Genomic DNA, 22,464 nt, shown 5'->3' on the forward strand with positions numbered 1-22,464 from the left:
GCGGGGGTCCGCGTCGAGTAGCGTTGCCGACCATGCGTCTTGTCATCGCCCGCTGCTCCGTGGACTACGCGGGCCGGCTCACCGCCCATCTTCCCTCCGCCCCTCGTCTGATCCTCATCAAGGCGGACGGCAGCGTCTCCATCCACGCGGATGACCGGGCGTACAAACCACTGAACTGGATGTCCCCTCCGTGCACGCTGAAGGAGGGCGACGGCAGCGTCTGGACGGTCGTCAACAAGGCGGGCGAGAAACTGATCATCACCATGGAGGAGGTCCTCCACGACTCGTCCCATGAGCTGGGGGTGGACCCCGGGCTCATCAAGGACGGTGTGGAGGCGCATCTCCAGGAGCTGCTGGCCGACCGGATCGAGACACTCGGCGCGGGGTACAGCCTGATCCGCCGGGAGTACCCGACGGCGATCGGTCCGGTGGACATCCTCTGCCGGGACTCCGACGGCGGGACGGTCGCGGTGGAGATCAAGCGGCGCGGCGAGATCGACGGGGTGGAGCAGCTGACGCGCTATCTGGAGCTGCTGAACCGCGATCCCCGTCTCGCGCCGGTGAAGGGCGTCTTCGCGGCCCAGGAGATCAAGCCGCAGGCACGGGTGCTGGCGACCGACCGGGGCATCGGCTGCGTGGTGCTGGACTACAACGCGATGCGGGGCATCGAGGACGACAAGCTCAGGCTGTTCTGACGGTACGCCGGAACAGCGGGACGGCCCCGGGGGCAGCGCCCCCGGGGCCGTACGCGTGTCCGGGGCCGTACGCGTGTCCCGGGTCCGGGCCGTCCCTTCCGGGTCCCGCCGGGCTCGCTCGCGAGCCCCGGCACCGCGCCCCGCCGCGTTGTCGTCCGTCGCCGACTCCGCGTGGACCCCATCCGCCGCCTCGCGATCCACGGCACCGGGCCCCGCCCACCGACCCGGCCCGATCAGGTCACCGGCGGGGGCGCCGACGGCGAGGCGTCCGGGCCGACCGGGGCGCTGCCGGTGATCTCGGGCCCGCCGCCGCCGGGTTTGGCGGGAGTGCTGGCGGACGGGGTCGGCCTGGTGGCCGTGGCCGACGGGGTCGGCGCGGTGCTCGGGGTGGACGGCACGGTGGAGGGTCGGGGCGGGCTCGGGGGCCTGCTGCTGGGGGCGGTGGTCTCCGACGGGGTGCCGGGGTCCGTGGAGGACGGCGGCGGGGAGACCGGCGCGCTCTCCCCCGGCTCCGCCGAGCCGGTGGACGCGGTGCCGCTGGGGGTGGTGGACGGGCCCGGTGCCGACGAGCCGGCGCTGCCGCTCGGGGCCGCCGATGACGAGGAGCGGCCGGGGACGGTGCCGGGGACACCGGTCGCCGGGCCGGCGGGGCCGGCCGTGGAGTCCGTCGGGTCGTCGGTGGGGCCGAGCCCGTCGTCGTCCGCGCTCGCGGACCGGCCGCTGCCGACCCGGTCGCCCGGCGGGTCCTCCGCGTCGGACGCCGGGCCGATGGCCAGTACGGTGCCGAGGACCACGGCGAGCAGCGCGCCGGCGCCCGTCGCGATCAGATTGCGGCGGGTGCCGAGGAGCGCGCGGGCGGCGCGGCCCCGGCGGGCGAGCGCGCTCCGCCCGGGCGGCGGCTGGTACGAGACCAGGGTCGGGGGCACCGAGAGGGTCCCGGAGACCAGCGGCAGCGGCCGGGTTCCGGGTCCGTCGGGGCTGTTCGGTGCGGCGGCCCCGGCACCCGGCGGCAGGGCCAGCGGCGCCCGGCGGGAGTCCTCGGGGCGGGTGACGACCGGTTCGGCCGTGGGCACCCGTCCGTTCTCCCGGTCGTCGACGAGGGTCAGCGCGCGGCGCCCGGCGACGGTGCCGCTCCTGTCGGCGAGCGCGCCGCGCATCCCGATCGATGTCTCCAGCTCGGCGCGCGCCCGGTCGAGGCGGTCCGTGCAGAGCGCGACGATGCCCAGCTCATGGTGGAAGTAGGCCTCCTGGGCGACCTCGCCCGCCCTGCGGGCGGCCTCCGAGCCGGTGCGCAGGGCGCGCTCCCAGGCACCCCAGTGGAGTCCGGCGGCGAAGGCGGGCGCGGCACTGCGGGCGAGCAGTACGGCGGCGCTGGGGTGCCCGGCCTCCGGGCTCGCCACCAGGGCGGTCAGCGCGGCCACGATGGCGTCCGCCTCGGCCACGGCCCGCTCGGGGGTGACGGAGGGGTGGCCGGTCCACCAGGTGTAGTGCTGGGCCGCGGTGTGGGCGAGGGCGGGCGCCTCGTCCGCGTACCCCTTCTCCTTGAGCTGGGCGAGGACACCGGCGGCCAGCCGGTAGCGCGCGCCGACCCGGGAGAGCAGTCCGCAGTCCAGCAGTTCGCCGATCGCGGCGTCGGCGTGGGTGTCGCCGATGAGGGCCGGAAGGTGGGCCTGGTGGGGTACCTCGCCGCCGAGGGCGACGGCGAAGCGCAGGGTCCTGCGGGCGGACTCGCCGAGCCGGGAGGCGAGCAGCGGCGCGGGGGCGGCGCCCTGGCCCAGGGTGGGGAGGGCGACCTCGGTGCCCTCGACGCCCTCCGGGGGCGCGAAGGCCTCGAAGGCCTCGGGGTCCTCGCGGAGCAGCTCGCGCAGTTCGTCGCACTGCCGCAGCAGCGCGCCGGCCTGGACGAAGCGCAGCGGCAGCCCCTCGGACTCGAACCAGAGGTCGCCGGCCCAGTTGGTCTCGTCCTCGGCCAGCGGCCGGTCCACGGTGCGCTGGAGCAGCTCCACGGAGACGGCGCGGCCCAGTCCGGTGAGGACCACCTCTTCGAGCGGGGAGTCGGCGGCCGGCTCCGGGGTCTCGGGGGTGGCGGTCATGACGAAGGCGCACTCGGGCGCCGCGTCCAGCAGTTCGGTGAGCGCGGCCCCGCCGAACTCCAGATCGTCGAGGGCGACGACGGCGCCGATCCCGGCGACCTGGCGGAGCAGTCCGGCCCGGTCGGGGCGGTGGCGCGGGGCGGTGTGGACGGCCGCGAAGAGGTCGTACAGCAGATCGGCGGGGGTGCGGTGCCGGCCGTTGAGCCGGACGACCCCGTCGGGGGCGAGTTCCGCGCAGTCCTCGGCGACGGCGTCGAGGAGGGCGGTGCGCCCGGAGCCGGCCGGGCCGGTGATCCGCAGCGAACGGCCGCGCTCCAGCAGCCCGGTGACGCGCTCGCGCTCCTCGGCGCGCTCCAGCAGCGGCGGCCGGGGGGCGGCCGGTCCGGCGGGAGCGGGCGGGTGGGCGGCGCGCTCGTGCTCGGCGCGCTCCTCGGCGGTGCGGCGGACGGGGCCCGCCGGGTGGTCCGGTGTCCCGGGGCCGCCCGGCGGGCAGGGTTCTATCTCGCTGCCGTCCACCGGGTTGACGGTGAGCAGGAAGTCACCGGCGACGACCCGTACGGTGCGGGCGGGCGCCGGCCCGGACGGCGTGAACTCGGGTGTGCCGGGGTCGCGTGATGGGCGCTTCGGGCCCGTGCCCTCGCCGAAACTGTCGTTCTCCATGGTCCAAGCCCCCAGATGCGGTTCGCATAGGTTCGTCCCCGCCCTGGCTCGGTGACGAGTCCGTGGCGGAGCCACGCGCGAGTGCCCGTCCCGGTCTCCCCGCGCCCCCGGCCGTCGTTGCGGTCCGGTGCTCCTGCCGCGTGGGTCACGCGACGCGGCGTGTCCGGTTTCGCACATCGGCAGGCGAACGAACCCTAGACGCTGGCAGCGTATCCCTGATCAGGCGGGGTGCGACCCCGTCCGCGTCGTCACGGCTTCATGAGAATTGTGAGCCTCGGCTCATCGGCGCCGAACGGTCGCGGGGCCGGCCGGGGCCCGGGGCTCAGACCCGGGGCAGCGACTCGGCGGCGAGGCCGCCCTCGATCGCGAGGATGCGGTGCAGCCGGGTGGCCACCAGCAGCCGCTGCATCTGGGGTGGCACCCCGCGCAGCACGAGCCGTCTGCCGCACCGGCCGGCCCGGCGGTGGGCGCCCATGATGACCCCGAGTCCGGTGGCGTCCCAGGAGTCGAGTCCGGTCAGGTCGAGCACCAGGTCGCCGGCTCCGTCGTCGACGGCCGAGTGCAGGACCGTACGGGCGTCCGCCGCGCTGCGGACGTCGAGGCGGCCCCCGACGACCAGCTCGGCGTGGTCGCCCCTGATGTGCATATGCGCTCCCCGAGAGTGCTCGCGTCGTGTCCAGTCGCACCTGCCGGTGCAGGCTGCTCCACTTCTTCTTGCCTCAACTGACTGCCCAGGGGGCACTCCAGTTGCTGGTCGTAAGCGAACCGATACCGAAATCACCCCGCAGGGTGATACCGGCGGGCGACGGCGCGCTATCGGCGGTCGCCCGGTGGGTCGGTGGCTCAGTAGGTGTAGAAACCCTGCCCGCTCTTGCGGCCGATGTCACCGGCGTCCACCATCCGGCGCATCAGCTCCGGCGGGGCGAACTTCTCGTCCTGGGATTCGGTGTAGATGTTGCCGGTGGCGTGGAGCAGGATGTCCACCCCGGTCAGATCGGCGGTGGCGAGCGGGCCCATGGCGTGCCCGAACCCCAGCCTGCAGGCCAGATCGATGTCCTCGGCGGTGGCGACGCCCGACTCGCAGAGCTTCGCGGCCTCCACCACCAGGGCCGAGATGAGCCGGGTGGTGACGAAGCCGGCGACGTCGCGGTTGACGACGACGCAGGTCTTGCCGACGGACTCGGCGAACTCGCGCGCGGTGGCGAGCGTTTCGTCACTGGTCTTGTAGCCGCGGACCAGCTCGCAGAGCTGCATCATCGGCACGGGCGAGAAGAAGTGGGTGCCCACGACCCGCTCCGGACGGTCCGTCACCGCGGCGATCTTGGTGATCGGGATGGCGGAGGTGTTGGAGGCGAGCACGGCGTCCGCGCGGCAGATCCGGTCGAGCGCGCGGAAGATCTCGTGCTTGACCTCCAGCTTCTCGAAGACGGCCTCGACCACGAGATCGGCGTCGGCGACGGCGTCCAGATCGGTGGTGGTGGTGATCCGGGCCAACGCGGCGTCCGCGTCGGCGGCTTCCATCGCGCCCTTGGCGACGAACCGGTCCCAGGAGCTTCTGATGCCGTCGGTGCCGCGCGTCAGGGCCTCGTCGGTGACATCGCGCAGGACGACCTCCCAGCCCGCCCGGGCCGAGACCTGAGCGATTCCGGAACCCATGAGTCCGGCTCCGATGACGGCGAGCTTCCTGGCCACTGCGACACCCCTTAACGACTGTTTACTTTTCGCCTCTCGGGCGGAGGTTAGCGGGCGCGGGGGGCCAAGTGGCGGATAGGAGATGCGCGTCACGCCCCACATGACGGACGTCACACCCCCAGGGGCCCGGCGGGGCGCCCGGGGCCCCTTCCGGCACGGGGTGCGCGCCCCCGGGGCGGGGCGAAACTACTCTGGTGCCATGGTCAATCTGACACGCATCTACACCCGGACCGGCGACGGGGGCACCACGGCCCTCGGCGACATGAGCCGGACCGCCAAGACCGATCCCCGGATCTCCGCGTACGCCGACACCAACGAGGCCAACGCGGCCCTCGGTACGGCGGTCGCGCTGGGCGCTCTCCCCGAGGAGGTCGCCTCGGTGGTGGTCCGGGTCCAGAACGATCTCTTCGACGTGGGCGCCGATCTCTGCACCCCGATCGTCGCGGACCCCGAGTACCCGCCGCTGCGGGTGGAGCAGTTCTACATCGACCGGCTGGAGGCCGACTGCGACCGGTTCCTGGAGGAGCTGGAGAAGCTCCGCAGCTTCATCCTCCCGGGCGGCACCCCGGGGGCCGCCCTGCTGCACCAGGCGTGCACGGTCGTGCGGCGGGCCGAGCGCTCCACCTGGGCGGCCCTGGAGGTGCACGGCGAGACGATGAACCCGCTGACGGCCACCTATCTCAACCGCCTCTCCGACCTGCTGTTCATCCTCGCGAGGACGGCGAACAAGGAGGTCGGGGACGTCCTCTGGGTGCCGGGCGGGGAGCGCTGACCGCACCCGCCCGGGGCACCGGGGCGCTCAGCGGCGCTCGACCCGGACCGGCGCGCGGTCGCCGTCCCCGGCGCCGGACCCGCCGTCCTCGGCTCCCGGGCCGGAGCCCGGCCAGAGGAGATGGGCCAGCGCGATGACGCCGTGGATGCCGGCGATCTTCCACGACTGGTACATCCAGGCCTGGAGCGAGTCGGGGCTGCCGGCGTCGCCCACGTACCAGATGGCGAGCTGGAGCAGCACGGTCGCCACGGCGGCGGCCACCAGGGTGCCGCCCCAGATCCTCATCTCGTGGATGCCGCGCGCCCTGCCGTACCTCGGCGGCTTGACCGGCGGCGGCGCGCCGCCGAAGCGGTGGGCCGCGTGGCCGTCGAGCCACTTCACGGTGCGGTGGCCGTGGCCGACGGTGAAGCCGATGTACAGGGCCGCCAGACCGTGGGTCCAGTTGGGTTCGGCGCCGTTCCTGAGGTCGATCGCGGTGGCGATCAGCAGCACGACCTCCAGGAGCGGTTCGCACAGCAGCAGGGCGGCGCCCAGCCGGGGCATCCTCAGCAGATACCGCACCGCGAGCCCGGCGGCCAGCAGCACCCAGAAGCCGACCTCACAGATGATGATCAGCGTGACGATCACGGCTCTCTCCCTTCACCTCCTCCAGCCTCCCGTCCCCGGGGCGGCCCGGCGTCGTCGCCAGTGAGGAACCCGCACTGCATCCTTCGATGTAGTCGCAGCTCAGCCCTGTCGGGGAGCCCGGAGGGCCAGGGGCCGTGTTGGATGGAGAGGTGAGCGTTCCCCGTCCCCCGCGCGCCGATGTGCTCCTCGCCGTGACGGCCTTCCTCGGCGGTCTGCTGCTGTGGTCGCTGGATCTGTACACCCAGCCGAACCGGAGCGGTCTGCCGGCCTGGGCGGCCCTGGTGCCGCTGGCCGTGATCAGCGCGCAGTCGCTGCTGCGCCGGTCGATGCCGCTGCTGACCCTGTCCGTGGACACGGTGGCGCTGGTCGGCGACCAGTTCACGGTGGGCAGCCTCGTCACCGTGCTGCTCTTCACCGACGGGGTGTACGTGGCGGTGGTGTACGGCTCGCCCGCCGCCGCCCGGCGGGTCCCGGTCACCACCGGGCTGATCACCATCGCCTCCACCATCGGGCTGCTGGCGGTGCTCCGCTCCCCGGAGGGGCTCTTCCTCGGGGTGGTCGTCGGCCTGGTCACCTTCGGTCCCGCGATCACCGGGGCGATCATCCGCAACCACCGGGACGCCGCCGACGCGGCCCGGCTGCGCGCCGAGCAGACCGCCCTGCTGGCCGAGATGGACCGGGCGCAGGCGGTGACGGCCGAGCGCGGGCGGATGGCCCGGGAGCTGCACGACATGGTCGCCAACCATCTCTCCGCCATCGCCATCCACTCCACGGCCGCGCTCTCCCTGGACGACCCGGCGACCTCCCGGGACGCCCTGGGGGTGATCCGGGAGAACAGCGTCGCCGGACTGGCCGAGATGCGCCGTCTGATCGGGCTGCTGAGAGACCGGAGCGAGGACGGCGCGCCGGCCGCCGCGCCCACCCTCGCCGGGCTGGCGGCCCTGGTCGGGCAGGCCCGTACCAACGGCGCCGCGAGCGGGCTCGGGTTCGTCCTCGACGACCGGCGCGGCGAGGGGCTCGTGCTGCCCGCGCCGGTGGAGCTGGCGGCCTACCGGATCGTGCAGGAGTGTCTGACCAACGCCCTCAAGCACGCCCGGCCGGGCGAGGTCCGGGTGGTGCTCGCCCACCGTGCGGGCGAGTCCCTCACCGTGACGGTGACCAGCCCGTTCGGCAACCGCTCGGGGCCCCGCGCGCCCGGCTCGGGGGCCGGTCTGGTGGGGATGCGGGAGCGGGTGGCCCTGCTCTCCGGCGAGATCGAGGCGGGGCCGGCCGACGGCCCGCCGGGCGGCGCGGAGAAGATCTGGCGCGTACGGGCCGTACTGCCCGTCCAGGACGAGAAGGAGCCCACGCCATGACCGGAGCGACGAGGCCGGAGGCGGAGGCGGGGGCGGGACCCGGGGAGCGGCCGGGCGGGGCGGAGCACATCCGGGTGCTGGTCGCCGAGGACCAGAGCGCGGTACGGGCGGGGCTGGTCCTCATCCTGCGCAGCGCACCGGAGATCGAGGTGGTCGGCGAGGCCGCCGACGGTGAGGAGGCGGTGCGCCTGGCCCGGGAGCTCCGCCCGCACCTGGTGCTGATGGACCTCCAGATGCCGCTGCTGGACGGGGTGTCGGCGACCCGGCTGATCGTCTCGGAGGGGCTGGCCGATGTGCTCGTGCTGACCACGTTCGATCTGGACGAGTACATCTTCGGGGCGCTGCGGGCGGGTGCCTCGGGGTTTCTGCTGAAGAACACCGAGGCGCGGGACCTGCTGGCGGCGGTGCGCACGGTGGCGCGCGGCGAGGGGCTGATCTCCCCGGCCGTCACCCGCCGGCTGATCGCGGAGTTCGCCGCCCCGCACCCGGTCCGCTCCCCCGGCGCGCCCGATCCCTCCGTGCTGGACGCGCTCACCCGGCGGGAGCGCGAGGTGCTCTGCTGTGTCGGCGAGGGGCTGTCCAACGCGGAGATCGCGGTACGGCTGCACATGGCCGAGGCGACGGTGAAGACCCATGTCAGCAGGGTGCTGGGGAAGCTGGAGCTGCGCAGCCGGGTGCAAGCGGCGGTGCTGGCGCAGGAGTTGGGACTCTGACGGAACGTTTCACGCCAGTGGGCGGCTACCCGCCGCCTTTGGTCTGGACCTATTGACGATTGGTCCAGACCTTCCTACTCTCACCGCTACACACGCTGCGGTGAGCCACGCAGAGTGCGCAGTGCACGGTCCACCCCACTGTCCGGACCTCCACAAGGAGCACCCGTGAGCACTCAACCCCCACCACTGCACGGCCTCAGAAAGCGTCTTACCCCTCCCGAGCGGCTCTCCACCCGCTCCAGGATCGTCGCGGCGCTCACCGCGCTGATCCTCCCGCTCGCGGCACTGGTCGTGATCGCCACCCCCGCCCAGGCGGCCACCTCCGCGACCGCCACGTACGCCAAGGGCTCCGACTGGGGCAATGGCTTCGAGGGCAAGTGGACCATCAAGAACACCGGCACCACGACCATCAGCTCCTGGACGGTCGAGTGGGACTTCCCGGCCGGCACCCGGGTCACCTCCGCCTGGGACGCGGACGTGACCAACACCGGCAACCGGTGGACGGCCAAGAACAAGTCCTGGGCCGGCTCGCTGGCACCGGGGGCCACCACCACCTTCGGCTTCAACGGCACCGGCACGGGCTCCCCGTCCAACTGCTCGCTCAACGGCGGCTCCTGTGACGGCGGCACGGTCCCGGGCGACAACCCCCCGTCCGCGCCCGGCACCCCCACCTCCAGCAGTGTCACCGAGACCTCGGCGGCGCTGGCGTGGACCGCGGCCACCGACGACAAGGGTGTCAAGAACTACGACATCTACCGCGACGGCGCCAAGGTCGGCACGGTCACCGGTCTGACGTTCACGGACACCGGTCTGACCAAGGCCACGGACTACTCCTACACCGTCCAGGCGCGGGACACGGCCGACCAGCTCGGCGCGTTCAGCGGTGCCCACCAGCTCCGCACGCCCGGCACCGTCAACCCCGGCTCCAAGATCAAGATGGCCTACTTCACGCAGTGGGGCGTCTACGGGCGCAACTTCCACGTGAAGAACCTGGACACCTCCGGCACCGCCGCGAAGATCACCCACATCAACTACGCGTTCGGCAATGTGCAGAACGGCCGGTGCACCATCGGTGACTCCTACGCCGACTACGAGAAGGCGTACACCGCCGACCAGTCCGTCGACGGCGTCGCCGACACCTGGGACCAGCCGCTGCGCGGCAATTTCAACCAGCTCCGCGAGCTGAAGAAGAAGCACCCGCACATCAAGGTGCTGTTCTCGTTCGGCGGCTGGACCTGGTCCGGCGGCTTCACCCAGGCCATGCAGAACCCGGCCGCCTTCGCCGAGTCCTGCTACAACCTGGTCGAGGACCCGCGGTGGGCCGATGTGTTCGACGGCATCGACCTGGACTGGGAGTACCCCAACGCCTGCGGTCTGACCTGCGACAGCAGCGGCCCTGCGGTCATCAAGACCATGGCGCAGGCGTTCCGTGCCAAGGTCGGCAACAACTACCTGCTCACCGCTGCGATCACCGCCGACGCCTCCAACGGCGGCAAGATCGACAAGGCTGACTACGCGGGCGCCGCACCGTTCTTCAACTGGTACAACGTGATGACGTACGACTTCTTCGGCGCCTGGGCGGCCCAGGGTCCGACGGCCCCGCACTCGCCCCTCACCTCCTACCCCGGCATCCCGCAGGAGGGCTTCAACTCGGCGGCGGCGATCGCCAAGCTGAAGGCGAAGGGCGTGGCGTCCGAGAAGCTGCTCCTCGGCGTGGGCTTCTACGGCCGCGGCTGGACGGGCGTCACCCAGGCGACCCCGGGCGGCACCGCGACCGGACCGGCCGCGGGCACCTACGAGCCCGGCTTCGAGGACTACAAGGTCCTCAAGAACACCTGCCCCGCCACCGGGACCATCGGCGGCACCGCCTACGCCAAGTGCGGCAACAACTGGTGGAGCTACGACACCCCGGCGACCCTCACCAGCAAGATGAGCTGGGTCAAGAGCCAGAACCTCGGCGGTTCCTTCGCCTGGGACCTGAGCGGCGACACCAGCAACGGTGAGCTGATCACCGCGATGGACAACGGCCTCAAGCCGTAGCGGTCCACTGATACACACCGGGCTCGGAACAGCCGGTGGCAGAGAGAAGGGGCCGGGGCGATCCCCCGGCCCCTTCGTACGGCCCGCCCGCGGAGGGCTCAGGCCACATTCACCCGCTGGCCGGGGGGCGCGGCCTCCAGCCAGGCGAGAAAGCCGGTGAGCGCGTCCTCGCTCATCGCCAGCTCCAGCCGGACCCCGCGGTGCAGACAGCCCAGCACGACGGCGTCGGAGAGCAGCGCCAGCTCCTCCTCGCCCTCCGGGGTGCGGCGGGCGACGACCTCGATGGCCGAGCGCTCCAGGACACGGCGCGGACGGGGCGCGTACGAGAAGACCCGGAACCACATGATCCGGTCACCGCTGTAGCGGGCGACGCCGTAGACCCAGCCCTTGCCGGAGGGCGCGCCCGAGGGGCCGGTGCCGGGCTCCTCGGGGAGGTTCCACCGCAGCGAGCAGTCGAACGTACCTCCGGAGCGCTGGATCAGCCGCCGGCGCAGCCCGAAGACGAACAGCCCGATCCCCACCAGGGCGACCAGCGCCAGAATGCTCACCAGCACCGCGAGGAACAATTCCACCGACCTCCTCGCATCGTCCTCGTCCCCAACGCCATCCATGACGCACCTGCATTGCCTCAGCCGCGGTCCGGTCTGGAGGTCTCCAGTCCGGGCCGCGGCTGAGGGTAACGACTGTCGGCGGGGTGCTAGCGCACCGCCACCGCACGCAGCCGGACATCGGCACGGCGCTCGGCGGCGGCGTCCTCGTCCGACTTGGCGCGCTCCAGCGCACGCTCGGCGCGCTGGGCATCGATCTCATCCGCCAGCTCGGCGATCTCCGCCACCAGCGACAGCTTGTTGTCGGCGAAGGAGATGAAACCGCCGTGCACAGCGACGACCACCGTGCCGGCTCCCTCGGGGGAACTGGTACGGATGGTCACCGGGCCCGACTCCAGCACACCGAGAAGCGGCTGGTGACCGGGCATGACACCGATGTCGCCGGACGCGGTGCGCGCGACGACCAGCGTGGCCTCACCGGACCAGACCTGCCGGTCCGCGGCGACCAGCTCGACATGCAGCTCAGCAGCCAAGGGTGGCTCCTCGGGTCACCACCCGGCGATGATGCCGGGTGTTGGGTCAAAGTCTAATGGGGCTCCGGGCGCCGAAGCGCCCGGGCCCCTTTCCCCGGCATTTCACGGCCGGGTACGAGGGCGAGAACCCCGGGGGGCGGGACGAGTCCCGCCCCCCGGGAGAGTCCGTCGACTCAGGAGACGCCCAGCTCCTTGGCGTTGGCCTTGAGGTCCTCAATGCCACCGCACATGAAGAACGCCTGCTCGGGGAAGTGGTCGTACTCTCCGTCGCAGATCGCGTTGAACGCGGCGATCGACTCGTCGAGCGGCACGTCCGAGCCGTCCACGCCGGTGAACTGCTTGGCGACGTGGGTGTTCTGGGACAGGAAGCGCTCCACGCGACGGGCACGGTGGACAGCGATCTTGTCCTCCTCGCCCAGCTCGTCGATACCGAGAATCGCGATGATGTCCTGGAGGTCCTTGTACTTCTGCAGGATTCCCTTGACGCGCGTGGCGGCGTCGTAGTGCTCCTGCGCGATGTAGCGCGGGTCCAGGATGCGGGACGTGGAGTCCAGCGGGTCCACGGCCGGGTAGATGCCCTTCTCGGAGATCGGACGGGAGAGAACCGTCGTCGCGTCGAGGTGGGCGAAGGTGGTGGCCGGGGCCGGGTCGGTCAGGTCGTCCGCGGGGACGTAGATCGCCTGCATCGAGGTGATCGAGTGACCGCGGGTCGAGGTGATGCGCTCCTGGAGGAGACCCATCTCGTCCGCCAGGTTCGGCTGGTAACCCACCGCGGACGGCATACGGCCGAGCAGGGTGGACACCTCGGAACCAGCCTGGGTGTACCGGAAGATGTTGTCGATGAAGAAGAGCACGTCCTGCTTCTGCACATCGCGGAAGTACTCCGCCATGGTCAGACCGGCCAGGGCGACGCGCAGACGGGTGCCCGGGGGCTCGTCCATCTGGCCGAAGACGAGCGCCGTCTTGTCGATGACGCCCGACTCGCTCATCTCGTCGATGAGGTCGTTGCCCTCACGGGTGCGCTCACCGACGCCGGCGAAGACCGACACACCGTCGTGGTTGTTGGCGACGCGGTAGATCATCTCCTGGATCAGCACGGTCTTGCCGACACCGGCACCACCGAACAGACCGATCTTTCCACCCTTGACGTACGGGGTGAGAAGGTCGATGACCTTGATCCCGGTCTCGAACATCTCGGTCTTGGACTCGAGCTGGTCGAAGCTGGGCGCCTTGCGGTGGATGGGCCACCGCTCGGTGATGTCCTTGTTCGCCTCGGGGACGTTCAGCACCTCACCGAGGGTGTTGAACACCTTGCCCTTGGTGAAGTCACCCACGGGGACGGTGATGCCCTCGCCGGTGTTGGTCACCGGGGCCTGGCGGACCAGACCGTCGGTGGGCTGCATCGAGATCGCGCGGATCACGCCTTCACCGAGGTGCTGGGCGACCTCCAGCGTCAGCTTCTTGAGCTTGCCGTCCTCGGCCGGGTCGGCCACCTCGACGGTCAGCGCGTTGTAGATCTCCGGCATCGCGTCGACGGGGAACTCCACGTCGACGACCGGGCCGATGACCCGGGCGACGCGGCCCGTGGCAACGGCCGTCTCAACTGTCGTCGTCATTACTTGTCACTCCCCGCGGTCGCGTCGGCAAGGGCACTGGCTCCACCGACGATCTCGCTGATTTCCTGGGTGATTTCGGCCTGGCGGGCCGCGTTGGCAAGCCGGGAGAGAGACTTGATCAGCTCTCCGGCATTGTCGGTCGCCGACTTCATCGCGCGGCGGGTGGCGGCGTGCTTGGAGGCAGCGGCCTGGAGCAGCGCGTTGTAGATCCGGCTCTCGACATAGCGCGGCAGCAGGGCGTCGAGGACGTCCTCCGCCGACGGCTCGAAGTCGAACAGGGGCAGGATCTCGCCCTTGCCCGTGCTCTCATCGGCCGCGTTCTCCAGGCTGAGGGGCAGCAGCCGGTTCTGCACCGGCGTCTGCGTCAGCATCGAGATGAACTCGGTGAAGACGATGTGGAGCTCGTCCACGCCGCCCTCGGCCGTGTCCTGCTGGACCGCCGCGATCAGCGGACCCGCGACCTTCTTGGCGTCCGCGTAGGTCGGGTTGTCGGTGAACCCGGTCCACGACTCCATGACCTTGCGCTCACGGAAGCCGTAGTACGAGACACCCTTGCGGCCGACGATGTAGCTGTCGACCTCCTTGCCCTCGCCCCGGAGCCGCTCGGTGAGCGCGTCCGCCGCCTTGATGGCGTTGGCCGAGTAGCCGCCGGCCAGACCGCGGTCGCTCGTGATGAGCAGGACCGCGGCGCGGACCGGCGCCTCCACCTCGGTGGTGAGCGGGTGCTTGGTGTTCGACCCGGTCGCCACCGCCGTCACCGCGCGGGTGAGCTCGGTCGCGTACGGGGTGGAGGCCACCACCTGGCGCTGCGCCTTGACGATGCGCGAGGCGGCGATCATCTCCATCGCCTTGGTGATCTTCTTGGTCGCGGTGACGGATTTGATGCGACGCTTGTAGACCCGGAGCTGGGCTCCCATGAGTCAGGTCCCTTCCGTCGTCACTTGCTGGTGCTGACCGGAGCGTCTTCGCCCAGAAGCTTGCCGTCCGAGGTCTCGAACTGGCGCTTGAAGGCGGCGATCGCGTCACCGACCGCGGTCAGGGTGTCGTCCGACATCTTCCCGCCCTCGGCGATGCTGGTGAGCAGGGACTTGCGCTCGCGGCGCAGGTGCTCCAGCAGCTCGGACTCGAAGCGGCGGATGTCCTCGACCGGGACGTCGTCCATCTTGCCGGTGGTACCGGCCCAGACGGAGACGACCTGCTCCTCGACGGGCATCGGCTGGTACTGGCCCTGCTTGAGCAGCTCGACCATGCGCTTGCCGCGCTCCATCTGCGCCTTGGAGGCCGCGTCCAGGTCGGAACCGAAGGCGGCGAACGCCTCCAGCTCACGGAACTGGGCGAGGTCCACGCGGAGACGGCCGGAGACCTGCTTCATGGCCTTGTGCTGCGCGGAGCCACCGACTCGGGAGACCGAGATACCGACGTTCAGGGCCGGGCGCTGACCGGCGTTGAACAGGTCGGACTCCAGGAAGCACTGGCCGTCGGTGATGGAGATGACGTTGGTCGGGATGAACGCCGAGACGTCGTTGGCCTTGGTCTCGACGATCGGCAGACCGGTCATCGAGCCGGCGCCCAGGTCGTCGGAGAGCTTGGCGCAGCGCTCCAGCAGACGCGAGTGCAGGTAGAAGACGTCACCCGGGTAGGCCTCACGGCCCGGCGGGCGGCGCAGCAGCAGCGACACGGCACGGTAGGCGTCGGCCTGCTTCGACAGGTCGTCGAAGATGATCAGGACGTGCTTGCCCTGGTACATCCAGTGCTGGCCGATGGCCGAGCCGGTGTAGGGCGCCAGGTACTTGAAGCCGGCCGGGTCGGACGCCGGGGCGGCGACGATGGTCGTGTACTCCAGGGCACCGGCCTCCTCCAGCGCGCCGCGCACGGACGCGATGGTGGAGCCCTTCTGGCCGATGGCGACGTAGATGCAGCGGACCTGCTTGTTCACGTCGCCGGAGCGCCAGTTGTCACGCTGGTTGATGATCGTGTCGACGGCCAGGGCGGTCTTGCCGGTCTGGCGGTCACCGATGATCAGCTGACGCTGACCGCGGCCGATCGGCACCATGGCGTCGACGGCCTTGTAGCCGGTCTGCATCGGCTCATGAACCGACTTGCGGATCATGACGCCGGGGGCCTGCAGTTCGAGGGCGCGGCGTCCCTCGGTCTCGATCTCGCCGAGGCCGTCGATCGGGTTGCCGAGCGGGTCGACGACGCGACCCAGGTAGCCCTCGCCGACGGCTACGGACAGGACCTCGCCGGTACGGGTGACCGGCTGACCCTCCTCGATACCGCTGAACTCGCCGAGGACGATCGCACCGATCTCCCGCTCCTCAAGGTTGAGGGCGAGGCCGAGGGTTCCGTCCTCGAACTTCAGCAGCTCGTTCGCCATGGCCGAGGGAAGTCCCTCCACCTTGGCGATACCGTCGCCGGCCACGCTGACCGTACCGACCTCCTCGCGCGAGGCCGCGTCCGGCTTGTACGACTGGACAAAGTTCTCCAGCGCGTCCCGGATCTCCTCCGGCCGGATCGTGAGCTCCGCCATCTGGGTTCCCTGCTCTCCTTGTTGGGCCCGAAGTTTCTTAAGGGGGTCTGGGGGCCGACCCCCAGGAATCTTCTGCAATCTCTGCACGGCCCAACCGGGCCGCTGGTACTGCTCGTATGCCGTGATGTTCAGTTGGTGGCGGCTGTCAGCCGGCCATACGGCGAGTCGCCTCGCCGAGACGGTCCGCGATCGTGCCGTCGATGATCTCCTCGCCGACCCGCACCGAGATCCCGCCGAGGACCTCGGGGTCCACGTCCAGGTTCAGGTGCATCTGCCGGCCGTAGACCCTCGCGAGCACGGCGCCGAGGCGCTCCCGCTGCTGGTCACTGAGGGGCACCGCCGAGGTGACGACGGCGACCATCCGGTCCCGGCGCGCCGCGGCGAGCTTGGACAGGGAGTCGAGTCCCGCCTCCAGGCTACGTCCACGGGGCTTGGTGACGAGCCGGACGACCAGACGCTCGGTGACCGGGTTGGCCCTGCCGCCCAGCAGGCTGCGCAGCAGCTCGGCCTTGGCGGCGACGGTGGCCGAGCGGTCGGTGAGCGCGGACCGCAGTCCGCCGTTCGAGTCGAGAATCCGGCCGAACCGGAACAGCTCGTCCTCGACGTCGTCGAGCTTGCCCGCCTGCTGGGCGGCGGTGAGGTCGGCGGTGGCCGCCAGCTCCTCAAGACCGTCGACCAGGTCGCGGGAGCGCGACCAGCGGGCACGGACCATGCCGGAGACCAGGTCGGCGGCTTCGCCGCCCACCTGTCCGCCCAGCAGGCGGCCCGCCAGCTCGGCCTTGGCCTCGCCGGACTGCGCCGGGTCGGTCAGGACCCGACGCAGCGAGACCTCGCGGTCGAGCAGGGCGGTGACGGCAGCCAGCTCCTCGGCGAGCTTCGCCGCGTCGACGGACGTGTTGTCCGTCAGCGCGTCGAGGGACTCGCGTGCGGCAGCCAGTGCCTCCCGGCTCGCTCCGTTCATCGGGTTGCCTCGGCCTTCGATGCGCCGTCCTCGAGCTCGTCGAGGAAGCGGTCGATGGTGCGGCTCTGGCGGGCGTGGTCCTCCAGGGACTCACCGACGAGCTTGCCGGCCAGGTCGGTGGCGAGCTTGCCCACGTCCTGGCGGAGCGCGGCCGCCGCAGCCTTGCGGTCGGCCTCGATCTGGGCGTGACCGGCCGCGATGATCTCCTCACGCTGCCGCTGGCCCTCGGCCTTCATCTCCGCGATGATCGCGGTGCCCTGCTCGGTCGCCTCCTGGCGCAGTCGAGCGGCCTCGTGACGAGCCTCGGCGAGCTGGGCCTTGTACTGCTCCAGTACGCTCTCGGCCTCGGTCTTCGCCTCGTCGGCCTTCTCGATGCCGCCCTCGATGGCTTCCCGACGCTCTTCCAGAACCTTGTTGATGTTCGGGAGGAGCTTCTTGGCGAGGAAGAAGAAGACGATGGCGAACGCGATCAGGCCGATGATGAGCTCGTCGAGATGCGGGATGAGCGGAGGCTGCTCCTCCACCGCCGCAAGATTGAACTGAGCGATCACATCAGTGCCTTCCGTGAAAAGAGATTGGGCTGTCGGTCGGCTTACTTGAAGACGAAGCCCATGACGATGCCGATGAGGGCAAGCGCCTCACAGAAGGCGAAACCCATGATCTGGTTGGTACGGATCAGACCAGCGGCCTCGGGCTGACGGGCGAGGGCCTGGGTGCCGTTACCGAAGATGATGCCGACGCCGATGCCGGGGCCAATCGCGGCGAGGCCGTAGCCGACAGCGTTGACGTTGCCGGAGACGGCGTTCTCGGCGGCGAGGGTCTGGAGAGCGGACATGCCGGTTCTTCCTTCTCTTTCAATGTCCCGGTGGGGGTTGGCCACCGGACGACTGCTGGTCTGGAGGGGTGGGAGCTGGCTCAGTGGTGCTCGGAGATGGCGCCCTGGATGTAGCTGGAGGCCAGAAGCACGAAGACGTACGCCTGGACCGCCTGGATGAAGAGCTCGAAGACGATCATCGCCAGGACCATGACGAAGGACGCGCCGGCGTAGACGAAGCCGAAGCCGTTCATCAGGTAGTAGGTCGCCAGGGTGAACATCACGATCAGCATGTGGCCGGCGAACATGTTCGCGAAGAGCCGGACCGCGTGCGTGAACGGGCGGATGATCATGTTGGAGAAGAACTCCAGGACCATCACCAGGGGCAGGATCGCTCCCAGGTTCTTGTCGTAGCCCAGGATGTTCTTCCAACCGCCCGCGAAACCGTGCTTCTTGAAGGTCAGGCTGACCCAGAGCACGTACACGATCAGCGCGAGACCCGCCGGGAAGGCGATCAGCGAGGTGACCGGGAACTGGGCGAACGGAATGATGGACCAGAGATTCATGATCCATACGACGAAGAACAGCGACACCATCAGCGGGACGTACTTCTCGCCGTCCTTCTTGCCGATGATCTCGTAGACGACGCCGCGGCGGACGAAGTCGTACCCGGCCTCACCGATCATCTGGAGCTTTCCGGGCACGAGCTTCGGCTTGCTGAAAGCGGCCCAGAAGAAACCGATGATCAGGAAAGAGCCGATGAAAGCGAGCAGCATCGGCTTGGTGAACTCAAAGCCCGACACCGTGAAGATGGGCTCGTACATGAACGTGTGCAGGCCCGGCGCTGGGAACCCGCACCCGGAGAAGATCTGACAGTTCGGGTCGAAGGCGAGCATCTGGGGGTCAGCACTCACCGCGGGCTCCTTCAGCGTGGCGCATGGGTACGGCAACCTCGTTGTGTCGGCGCGGCGCGCAGCCGCGGTTCGGCACTGGACTGGTGTTACGGATGTGAGGGCGGCTGGCGGGCATGGAGCCTCGCGAATGAGCAGGCGTCAGCTCAGATGCCCGCGCCCGCTGTGCCGCAGTAGTTGGCACCGGACGATAGCAGGATCGCGAACGGCTCTTTATACCGGCCCTACCCTTCACGACGGCGACCCCGTTTTCTGGGTCGTCTCGCCCTTCGAGGACTCAGGTTCGACATAGACGATCTTGGCCTTCATGAAGTAGCGGGCCTGGGCCGCGACCCAGACGATGGTCGCCGCGAGCAGCGAGAAGGCGAAGGCCTTGAAATCGAACGCCGTGGTGTCCTTGAGCAGGGCCATCAGCATGAAGAGCAGCAGCAGCTGCGCCATGTAGAGCATCAGTCCCATGGCCTGGAACAGGTGCGGGAGTGACTTGGCCGTCCGCTGGAGGACCACCATGCCGATCCCCATGAAACCGATGACCACCAGGGTGCCGATGATCGCGCCGAGAGCCCCCTTGCCGCCGGCCACCACAGCGCTGACCACGGCGGCGATGACGCCGGTGGCGGCTGGGGGTACGGCGATCTGGAGGAATGTGCGGGCGTCGTTGGACGGCATGGCGGCAGCTCCGCTTCCTGGGGGGAATGGCAGTGGTGTGTCGTCATGGACGAGCGTAATCCGGATCCGAGTCGGGTCCTCGGGGCCAAAGGACCGTCGCACCACGGTCCTTCGGCGCTGTCGCCGGTTCTCGTGAACCGTATCACAAACTATTTGATGAGGTCTTTACCCAGGCGTGTGCCAGCTATCACACATGAGAGGTAATGCGCCCGTGTGTGCACAGAATGGGTATGGACTTCTGTGCTATTGCCCACAAAAGGACGGAAACGTCAGCCGCGCGTTCCGGCCTTCCGCCGGTGGGGAGCGCGGGAGCGGGCACCCAGGGCGGTCGCCCCGTTGACACCCGCCGGCACGGGAGGCCGCTCCGGCCGCTCACCCGCTTCCCCGGGGGCCGTGCCGCCCTCCGCGTCCGCCGCCCCGGCGGAGCCCTCCACGGGCGCCCCGGAGGCCCCGGAGCCGTCCCCCGGCTCGGGTGAAGTCGCCGTCCCCGCAGGGAACTTGCGGCGCCGGTAGCGCGGCGGGACGAAGGACTGGGCCCACCGGGGGGCGCGCGGGGTGAAGCGCGGCATCAGCAGCAGGACCAGGCCCACCGCGCTCAGCCCGACGACCACCATCACGATCCACAGGGACGCCGAGTGCACGGAGTAGCCGACCACCCCGAAGGCGATCAGCGCCGACCAGAAGTACATGATCAGCACCGCCCTGCTGTGGGAGTGCCCGATCTCCAGCAGCCGGTGGTGCAGATGGCCCCGGTCGGCGGCGAACGGGGACTGGCCGTTCCAGGTGCGGCGGACGATCGCCAGCACCAGGTCGGCCAGCGGGATCGCGATGATCGTCAGCGGCAGCAGCAGCGGGATGAAGACCGGCAGCGCGGCGTGGGTGACATCACGGTCGCTGCCGCCCTCGAAGAGCCTCAGGGCGTCCATGTCGACCTGGCCGGTCAGCGAGATCGCGGCACCGGCCAGCACCAGGCCGATCAGCATCGAGCCCGAGTCGCCCATGAAGATCCGCGCGGGGTGCATGTTGTGCGGCAGGAAGCCCAGGCACATGCCCATGAGGATCGCGGTGAAGAGGGTCGCGGGGGCGGCGGCCTCGATGCCGTAGCTGTACCAGATCCGGTACGCGTAGAGGAAGAACGCGGCGGCGGCGATGCAGACCATGCCGGCGGCGAGACCGTCGAGGCCGTCCACGAAGTTCACCGCGTTGATGGTGACCACCACCAGCGCCACGGTGAGCAGGGTGCCCTGCCAGTCGGTCAGCGAGACCATGCCCGCGCCGGGGACGGGAATCCACAGGATCGTCAGACCCTGCATCACCATCACACCGGCGGCGATCATCTGGCCGCCGAGCTTGATCAGGGCGTCGATCTCGAACTTGTCGTCCAGGACACCGATGATCCAGATCAGGGCGGCGCCCGAGAGCAGGGCCCGGGACTCGTTGGACAGCTCGAAGACGCTGTTCAGGTTCTGGAGGTGGTCGGCGACCAGCAGTCCGGCGCAGAGGCCGAAGAACATGGCGATGCCGCCGAGCCGCGGAGTCGGTTCTCGGTGGACGTCTCGGGCACGGATCTCCGGCATCGCCGCGGTCGCGATGGCGAACTTCCGCACCGGACCGGTGAGCAGATAGGTCACCGCGGCCGTGACACAGAGCGTCAGCAGGTAATCACGCACGGGCTGCCCCACAGGAATCGCTGGCCATCTCAGCCCCACACCCTAGCTGTGGTGGCCACATGGTCGAGGACATACGGGTGCCGGGGAACGGTTCCACAGGACTGCGGCTACCCCTGATAGGGCGGAAATCTACCCGCAAGCTCGCGGACCTGCGCACGTACCCTCGGCGACGGGCCGTCCGCGGAGCGCACCGCGCGGGTGAGCAGGGCGGCGATTTCGGCCATCTCGGGCTCCCCCATGCCCTGGGTGGTGAGGGCGGCGGTGCCCAGCCGGATGCCGCGTCCGTCGCCCGCCGGCAGGGCGCAGGTGTCCAGGACCAGACCGGCCGCGGTGAGCCTGGCCCGGGCGGTCCTGCCGTCCGTGCCGAGCGGGGAGGGGTCCAGGCCGATCAGATGGGTGTCGGTGCCGCCGGTGAGGAGGCCGAAGCCCTCGGCCTCCAGGGCGGCGGCGAGGACCCGGGCGTTGGCGACCACCTGGTGGGCGTAGGCCGTGAAGGCCGGGGTCGCCGCCTCGCCGAAGGCGACGGCCTTCGCGGCGACGGTGTGCATCTGGGCGCCGCCCTGGGTGAACGGGAACACCGCGCGGTCGACGCGCTCGGCCAGATCCTCCCCGCAGAGGATCATCCCGCCGCGCGGGCCGCGCAGGACCTTGTGGGTGGTGGCGCAGACCACATCCGCGTACGGGACGGGGCTGGGGGCGGCACCCCCCGCGATCAGGCCCATCGGGTGGGCGGAGTCGGCGATCAGATACGCGCCGGTCTCGTCCGCGATCTCCCGGAAGAGGGCGTAGTCGGGGTGGCGGGGGTAGGAGATCGAGCCACAGACGATCGCCCGGGGGCGGTGCTCGCGGGCGAGGGCGCGGACCCGCGGGTAGTCGATCAGGCCGGTCACGGGGTCGACGCCGTAGCCGACGAAGTCGAACCAGCGCCCGGAGACGTTCGCCGGGGAGCCGTGGGTGAGGTGGCCGCCGTGCGCCAGCGCCGTGGCGAGGACGGTGTCACCGGGGCTGAGCAGGGCCGCGTACGCCGCCAGGACGGCCGAGGAGCCGGAGTGCGGCTGTACGTTCGCGTGCGCGGCTCCGAAGAGCGCGGTGGCCCGCTCACGGGCGATCCGCTCGGCGGTGTCGACCAGGGCGCAGCCGCCGTGGTGACGGGCGCCCGGGTAGCCCTCGGCGTACTTGTTCGCCAGGGGGGAGCCGAGGGCGGCGAGCACGGCCGGGGAGGTGAAGTTCTCGGCGGCGATCAGCTGGAGGGTGGTGGCCTGGCGGGCGGCCTCGGCGAGGATGATGTCGGCGATCTCGGGGTCCTGGTGGTGCAGGGTGGGGAGGTCGGCGAAGGGGGGTGCGGTGCTGGCGGTCATGGTGTGCTCCATGCCGAGCGGTGTGTCTCGTTCCGCCTCCAATGTATGCCCGCCCCACTCCTGGGGCCCCCGGACGGGACCCGTGGCCCCGTCCGGGGCCCCGCACGGCACAGCGGTGGCCCTCCGGGCCCGGGCGGGCCGGGTTCGCTGCGGCCCTCCCGTGGCGCGGGGTCCGTCCTCAAACGCCGGACGGGCTGAGAATGCTCG

21 protein-coding genes are annotated in these 22,464 nt (G+C 70.6%); 5 read left to right on the forward strand and 16 right to left on the reverse strand.

Features of this window, described 5'->3' with window-relative positions; all coding sequences use genetic code 11:
• Nucleotides 1-32 precede the first annotated feature (32 nt).
• Complete coding sequence (gene nucS, locus ABT122_RS13785; protein ID WP_351550199.1) at nt 33-695, forward strand: endonuclease NucS; 663 nt, start codon at nt 33-35, stop codon at nt 693-695.
• Between the two features lie 233 nt (nt 696-928).
• On the opposite strand, the gene ABT122_RS13790 is transcribed toward nucS, so the two are convergent.
• The 3 genes from ABT122_RS13790 to ABT122_RS13800 form a co-directional block, all read right to left on the reverse strand.
• Entirely contained in the window at nt 929-3,448 is a 2,520-nt protein-coding gene (locus tag ABT122_RS13790; protein ID WP_351550202.1) for an ATP-binding protein, read from the reverse strand.
• Nucleotides 3,449-3,770: 322 nt separating this feature from the next.
• Entirely contained in the window at nt 3,771-4,094 is a 324-nt protein-coding gene (locus ABT122_RS13795) for an STAS domain-containing protein (protein WP_351550205.1), read from the reverse strand.
• 197 nt (nt 4,095-4,291) lie between these two features.
• Nucleotides 4,292-5,140 carry a 3-hydroxyacyl-CoA dehydrogenase family protein gene (locus ABT122_RS13800; protein ID WP_351550207.1) on the reverse strand — a complete coding sequence of 283 codons (849 nt, stop codon included), beginning with the start codon at nt 5,138-5,140 and terminating at the stop codon, nt 4,292-4,294.
• 199 nt (nt 5,141-5,339) lie between these two features.
• Here ABT122_RS13800 and ABT122_RS13805 point away from each other — a divergent pair, with 199 nt between their 5' ends.
• A complete protein-coding gene (locus tag ABT122_RS13805) occupies nt 5,340-5,912 on the forward strand; it encodes a cob(I)yrinic acid a,c-diamide adenosyltransferase (RefSeq protein WP_351550210.1) in 573 nt (190 codons plus the stop codon).
• Between the two features lie 27 nt (nt 5,913-5,939).
• Here the strand turns inward: ABT122_RS13805 and ABT122_RS13810 are convergent, their stop codons facing one another.
• Nucleotides 5,940-6,539 carry a hypothetical protein gene (locus tag ABT122_RS13810; protein WP_351550213.1) on the reverse strand — a complete coding sequence of 200 codons (600 nt, stop codon included), beginning with the start codon at nt 6,537-6,539 and terminating at the stop codon, nt 5,940-5,942.
• Between the two features lie 149 nt (nt 6,540-6,688).
• Here ABT122_RS13810 and ABT122_RS13815 point away from each other — a divergent pair, with 149 nt between their 5' ends.
• The 3 genes from ABT122_RS13815 to ABT122_RS13825 all read left to right on the forward strand — a co-directional run bounded on the left by ABT122_RS13815 (nt 6,689) and on the right by ABT122_RS13825 (nt 10,647).
• Nucleotides 6,689-7,894, forward strand: coding sequence for a sensor histidine kinase (locus tag ABT122_RS13815; protein ID WP_351550216.1), 1,206 nt, complete (start codon nt 6,689-6,691; stop codon nt 7,892-7,894).
• Between the two features lie 68 nt (nt 7,895-7,962).
• Nucleotides 7,963-8,607 carry a response regulator gene (locus ABT122_RS13820; RefSeq protein WP_351550296.1) on the forward strand — a complete coding sequence of 215 codons (645 nt, stop codon included), beginning with the start codon at nt 7,963-7,965 and terminating at the stop codon, nt 8,605-8,607.
• Nucleotides 8,608-8,772: 165 nt separating this feature from the next.
• Nucleotides 8,773-10,647: a glycosyl hydrolase family 18 protein gene (locus ABT122_RS13825; protein WP_451067013.1), complete on the forward strand. Its 1,875-nt coding sequence runs from the start codon at nt 8,773-8,775 to the stop codon at nt 10,645-10,647.
• A 98-nt stretch (nt 10,648-10,745) separates the two neighbouring features.
• Here ABT122_RS13825 and ABT122_RS13830 read toward each other — a convergent pair whose 3' ends face one another.
• The 12 genes from ABT122_RS13830 to glyA all read right to left on the reverse strand — a co-directional run bounded on the left by ABT122_RS13830 (nt 10,746) and on the right by glyA (nt 22,257).
• Nucleotides 10,746-11,213, reverse strand: a complete 468-nt coding sequence (locus tag ABT122_RS13830) for a DUF2550 domain-containing protein (protein WP_351550302.1) — start codon at nt 11,211-11,213, stop codon at nt 10,746-10,748.
• Nucleotides 11,214-11,344: 131 nt separating this feature from the next.
• On the reverse strand, nt 11,345-11,728 hold the full coding sequence (locus ABT122_RS13835) for a F0F1 ATP synthase subunit epsilon (protein ID WP_351550219.1): 384 nt from the start codon (nt 11,726-11,728) through the stop codon (nt 11,345-11,347).
• Nucleotides 11,729-11,901: 173 nt separating this feature from the next.
• Entirely contained in the window at nt 11,902-13,344 is a 1,443-nt protein-coding gene (gene atpD, locus ABT122_RS13840; RefSeq protein WP_351550222.1) for a F0F1 ATP synthase subunit beta, read from the reverse strand.
• Entirely contained in the window at nt 13,344-14,261 is a 918-nt protein-coding gene (locus ABT122_RS13845) for a F0F1 ATP synthase subunit gamma (protein WP_351550225.1), read from the reverse strand. The genes atpD and ABT122_RS13845 overlap by 1 nt, the downstream gene beginning before the upstream one ends.
• Nucleotides 14,262-14,281: 20 nt before the next feature.
• Nucleotides 14,282-15,874, reverse strand: coding sequence for a F0F1 ATP synthase subunit alpha (gene atpA / locus ABT122_RS13850; protein WP_351550228.1), 1,593 nt, complete (start codon nt 15,872-15,874; stop codon nt 14,282-14,284).
• 145 nt (nt 15,875-16,019) lie between these two features.
• Nucleotides 16,020-16,835, reverse strand: coding sequence for a F0F1 ATP synthase subunit delta (locus tag ABT122_RS13855; RefSeq protein ID WP_351550231.1), 816 nt, complete (start codon nt 16,833-16,835; stop codon nt 16,020-16,022).
• Nucleotides 16,832-17,386 carry a F0F1 ATP synthase subunit B gene (locus ABT122_RS13860; protein ID WP_351550234.1) on the reverse strand — a complete coding sequence of 185 codons (555 nt, stop codon included), beginning with the start codon at nt 17,384-17,386 and terminating at the stop codon, nt 16,832-16,834. The genes ABT122_RS13855 and ABT122_RS13860 overlap by 4 nt, the downstream gene beginning before the upstream one ends.
• 41 nt (nt 17,387-17,427) lie before the next feature.
• Nucleotides 17,428-17,670 (reverse strand): ATP synthase F0 subunit C, encoded by a 243-nt coding sequence (gene atpE / locus ABT122_RS13865; protein ID WP_344472436.1) that lies wholly within the window; start codon nt 17,668-17,670, stop codon nt 17,428-17,430.
• A gap of 80 nt (nt 17,671-17,750) precedes the next feature.
• On the reverse strand, nt 17,751-18,563 hold the full coding sequence (gene atpB / locus ABT122_RS13870; RefSeq protein WP_351550238.1) for a F0F1 ATP synthase subunit A: 813 nt from the start codon (nt 18,561-18,563) through the stop codon (nt 17,751-17,753).
• A 228-nt stretch (nt 18,564-18,791) separates the two neighbouring features.
• Nucleotides 18,792-19,229: a Cg1360 family ATP-synthase-associated protein gene (locus ABT122_RS13875; protein ID WP_351550241.1), complete on the reverse strand. Its 438-nt coding sequence runs from the start codon at nt 19,227-19,229 to the stop codon at nt 18,792-18,794.
• 269 nt (nt 19,230-19,498) lie between these two features.
• Nucleotides 19,499-20,899, reverse strand: coding sequence for an MraY family glycosyltransferase (locus ABT122_RS13880; protein WP_351550244.1), 1,401 nt, complete (start codon nt 20,897-20,899; stop codon nt 19,499-19,501).
• 107 nt (nt 20,900-21,006) lie between these two features.
• The gene (gene glyA, locus ABT122_RS13885) at nt 21,007-22,257 is read right to left on the reverse strand and encodes a serine hydroxymethyltransferase (RefSeq protein ID WP_351550246.1); all 1,251 of its coding nucleotides are present in this window, start codon (nt 22,255-22,257) and stop codon (nt 21,007-21,009) included.
• Nucleotides 22,258-22,464 lie beyond the last annotated feature (207 nt).

Origin of the sequence: Streptomyces sp. NPDC001985 (assembly GCF_040296845.1) — a bacterium.
In the GTDB taxonomy this organism is placed as follows: domain Bacteria; phylum Actinomycetota; class Actinomycetes; order Streptomycetales; family Streptomycetaceae; genus Streptomyces.

What these genes read in the sequence shown, in the direction of transcription:
- nucS (WP_351550199.1), top strand. Translation starts at nt 33, where the DNA reads ATGCGTCTTGTCATCGCCCGCTGCTCCGTGGACTACGCGGGCCGGCTC.
- ABT122_RS13790 (WP_351550202.1), bottom strand. Translation starts at nt 3,448, where the DNA reads ATGGAGAACGACAGTTTCGGCGAGGGCACGGGCCCGAAGCGCCCATCA.
- ABT122_RS13795 (WP_351550205.1), bottom strand. Translation starts at nt 4,094, where the DNA reads ATGCACATCAGGGGCGACCACGCCGAGCTGGTCGTCGGGGGCCGCCTC.
- ABT122_RS13805 (WP_351550210.1), top strand. Translation starts at nt 5,340, where the DNA reads ATGGTCAATCTGACACGCATCTACACCCGGACCGGCGACGGGGGCACC.
- atpD (WP_351550222.1), bottom strand. Translation starts at nt 13,344, where the DNA reads ATGACGACGACAGTTGAGACGGCCGTTGCCACGGGCCGCGTCGCCCGG.
- ABT122_RS13845 (WP_351550225.1), bottom strand. Translation starts at nt 14,261, where the DNA reads ATGGGAGCCCAGCTCCGGGTCTACAAGCGTCGCATCAAATCCGTCACC.
- atpA (WP_351550228.1), bottom strand. Translation starts at nt 15,874, where the DNA reads ATGGCGGAGCTCACGATCCGGCCGGAGGAGATCCGGGACGCGCTGGAG.
- ABT122_RS13855 (WP_351550231.1), bottom strand. Translation starts at nt 16,835, where the DNA reads ATGAACGGAGCGAGCCGGGAGGCACTGGCTGCCGCACGCGAGTCCCTC.
- atpE (WP_344472436.1), bottom strand. Translation starts at nt 17,670, where the DNA reads ATGTCCGCTCTCCAGACCCTCGCCGCCGAGAACGCCGTCTCCGGCAAC.
- ABT122_RS13875 (WP_351550241.1), bottom strand. Translation starts at nt 19,229, where the DNA reads ATGCCGTCCAACGACGCCCGCACATTCCTCCAGATCGCCGTACCCCCA.
- glyA (WP_351550246.1), bottom strand. Translation starts at nt 22,257, where the DNA reads ATGACCGCCAGCACCGCACCCCCCTTCGCCGACCTCCCCACCCTGCAC.